Below are 2,751 nucleotides of genomic sequence, written 5' to 3'. Positions count from 1 at the left end.
CTCCATGCCCTGCAGCATTTCGTTGACCTCGGTCACTTCGTAGGTGCGCTGGGCGCCGCGCCTGTCCTGCAGGAAACTGTCCGCTTCATCCAGCAGCAGCACGGCTTTTTCCGATTCAGCTTCGCGGAACATCGCCGCCATATTCTGTTCGGTTTCACCGACATACTTGCTCATCAGGTCGCTGGCCTGCTTGATGATGAGCGGCAAATCCAGTGCTTTGGCGATGTGTTCGGCCAATGCCGTCTTTCCCGTGCCTGGCGGGCCATAAAAACACAGGCTGCCATGGCTTCGGCTTTTCAGTGCTTCAACGATACGCGGCACCTCGAACCGGGATTCGACATTGAGCATGGAAAGGTCATAAGTGGTCGCGTTGCRCCGGCCGGAAGCTTCCGCCCGGTTGCCCAGCGCCACGTCGGCGTTCTTGAGCTGGCGCTCGATCAGCGACTCCATCAACAGCGGCCGCCCGCCGGACAGGATGGCCTGCATGCCTTCTGCGTCCACCTGCGCATCCACTGCGTCTTCGGGCGCGCTGGCCAGCCGCGCAAACCGGACAGCCGTGCGTATTTGCGCGGGCGTCAGGCCCTTGCGGGCCGTCAGCTTGGCCACAAAGGCATCGCTGACCTGAACACCTTCCAGTGTCTTGCGCACCAGGCCTTCACGGGCACCCGGCGGCGGCGACCTGAGTTCGAGGTGGTAGGCAAAGCGCCGGCGAAAGGCGGGGTCGATCTGCTCGATGCGGTTGGTGACCCACAGGGTGGGCACGGTGTTGGATTCAAGGATCTGGTTGACCCAGGCCTTGCCGCTGACCGACCCACTGGCAGGTACGGGCAATTGTTCGGAGCGCGCCATCAGCTGCGCGGCTTCGCTGGAAATCGGCGGAAACACATCTTCCACTTCATCAAACAACAAGGCGGAGTGCGTGCTGCCCTTGAGGAAAACCTGCGCGATTTGCAGCGAACGGTAGCGGTCCCGGCCACTGAGCGAGTTGCCGTCGCGGTCGGCATATTCGACCTCGAACAGGTCCAGGCCGGCGGCCTGTGCCACCACCTTGGCCAGCTCGGTCTTGCCGGTGCCGGGTGGGCCGTAAAGCAGCACATTCACGCCCTGCTCTTTGCCGGCCACCGCATTGCGCAGCAGCGACACCAGCACCTGCGCATCCTCCTGCACAAAAGCGAAGTCCGCCAGACCCAGGCTGCTGTGCGCGGCCGGCCGGGTAAACACAGCCATCAGCTCGTTCTGGTCGCGGTATTCGCGCATCAGCACGGGCGGCAGTTTTTCACTGACCTTCATCAGGTCCGCAAGGTCGGTGATGTTGTGCTCGGAAATCAGGTTCTCGACCATGCCGATGCGCTCCAGGCGCGAGCCGGCGCGCAGCGCTTCGGCAACCTCGGGGGCCTTCACGCCGGCCACATCGGCAATGGCGGCATACGCCTCGGGGGCATTGTTGACCTTGAACTCCACCAGCAGGGAGCGCAGGTCGCGCTGGTAGCGTGCCAGGGTGCCGTAGAGCAGCAGCGCACGCTCGGCCCGGTTGAGCTGCAGCAGGTTGGCCAGTGCATCGATGTTTTTCTCGACCAGGGTGGATTGTTTCTTGAGCGCCTGGGTCAGCCATTCGCCGGTGGCAGCCAGCACCGAGAGCAAGTCCTTGGGCTGGTCCTTCGCATGCTCGTCGAGATAGAAGAACAGCGTGCCTTCTTCATAGGGGCCGCGCCAGGCGCCGTGGCGCGCCATGAACTCGGTGTCGGTCAGGCTTTCATGGCCGCGCCAGAACTCGTTGTCCTTGCAGCGGCGGCCGAGAAACTCGCGCAACCGCTGCACCGCCGGCAGGGGCCACACAAGATGCCGGCCCGAGAGCGAGAGCAGGCTGTTGAGGTCGCGGCGCACATTGAACTTGGCGCCTTGCCTTGCCGCCAGCGTCAGCACGAAATGCGAGCACATCAGGTCCAGCACCGGCGCCTCTTTCAGCCCGGGGGACAGCAGCCACTGCTGCTCGCTAACGGAACGCTTGCTCATGGACAAACCTCCCTTTGCAACTACACGGTTGGTAGACATGCCTGTGAGATACCCTGCTTCAAGACCGGCGCCTCACTGGCTATGAGCACCGCAGATGCGACCTGGTTCAATGAGACTCCACCATAACGCAGCTTGAAGCATCATGGAAGACGCTACTTGTACCCCCACGTGTGAAATGCACCACAGAAACTCCTGCGAAGATGCGCAAAGATGATCCCGCACAATCCCACCATAGCCCCGCAGAGGAATTCCCATGCTCAGTCTCAAAGATATAGAAACAGCCGCCCAGCGCCTGCAGGGCCACCTGCTCGATACGCCCTGCGTGGAGTCCAAGACGCTTTCCCAGTTGACGGGCGCGCAGATTTACCTGAAGTTCGAGAACCTGCAGTACACCGCGTCCTTCAAGGAGCGCGGCGCCTGTAACAAGTTGGCCCAGCTCTCAGCCGACGAACGGCGCCGCGGCGTGATCGCGATGAGCGCTGGCAATCATGCCCAGGGCGTCGCGTACCACGCACAGCGGCTGGGCATACGGGCGGTGATCGTGATGCCGCGCTTCACGCCGGGCGTCAAAATCGAACGCACCCGGGGTTTTGGCGCCGAGGTGGTGCTGCACGGCGATACGCTGGACGAATCACGCACCCACGCGCTGACGCTGGCTGAGCGGGAGGGCCTGGTCTTCGTGCACCCTTACGACGACGAAGCCATCGTCGCAGGCCAGGGTACGGTGGTGCTGGAGAT

Annotated in this window: 2 protein-coding genes; one reads left to right on the top strand and one right to left on the bottom strand. The window is 62.8% G+C overall.

The window, feature by feature from the left end; all coding sequences use genetic code 11:
• Positions 1-2,013: ATP-binding protein (locus tag AC1D1X_RS20130; RefSeq protein ID WP_477698998.1), on the bottom strand; the 2,013-nt coding region annotated here is incomplete at its 3' end.
• A gap of 253 nt (positions 2,014-2,266) precedes the next feature.
• Between AC1D1X_RS20130 and AC1D1X_RS20125 the strand changes: the two genes are divergently transcribed.
• Positions 2,267-2,751: pyridoxal-phosphate dependent enzyme (locus AC1D1X_RS20125; protein ID WP_477698997.1), on the top strand; the 485-nt coding region annotated here is incomplete at its 3' end.

This window comes from Polaromonas sp. P1_G4, from assembly GCF_056405475.1.
Note: the sequence above shows the minus strand (reverse complement) of the source record. Positions and strands in the feature narration are given on the sequence as shown.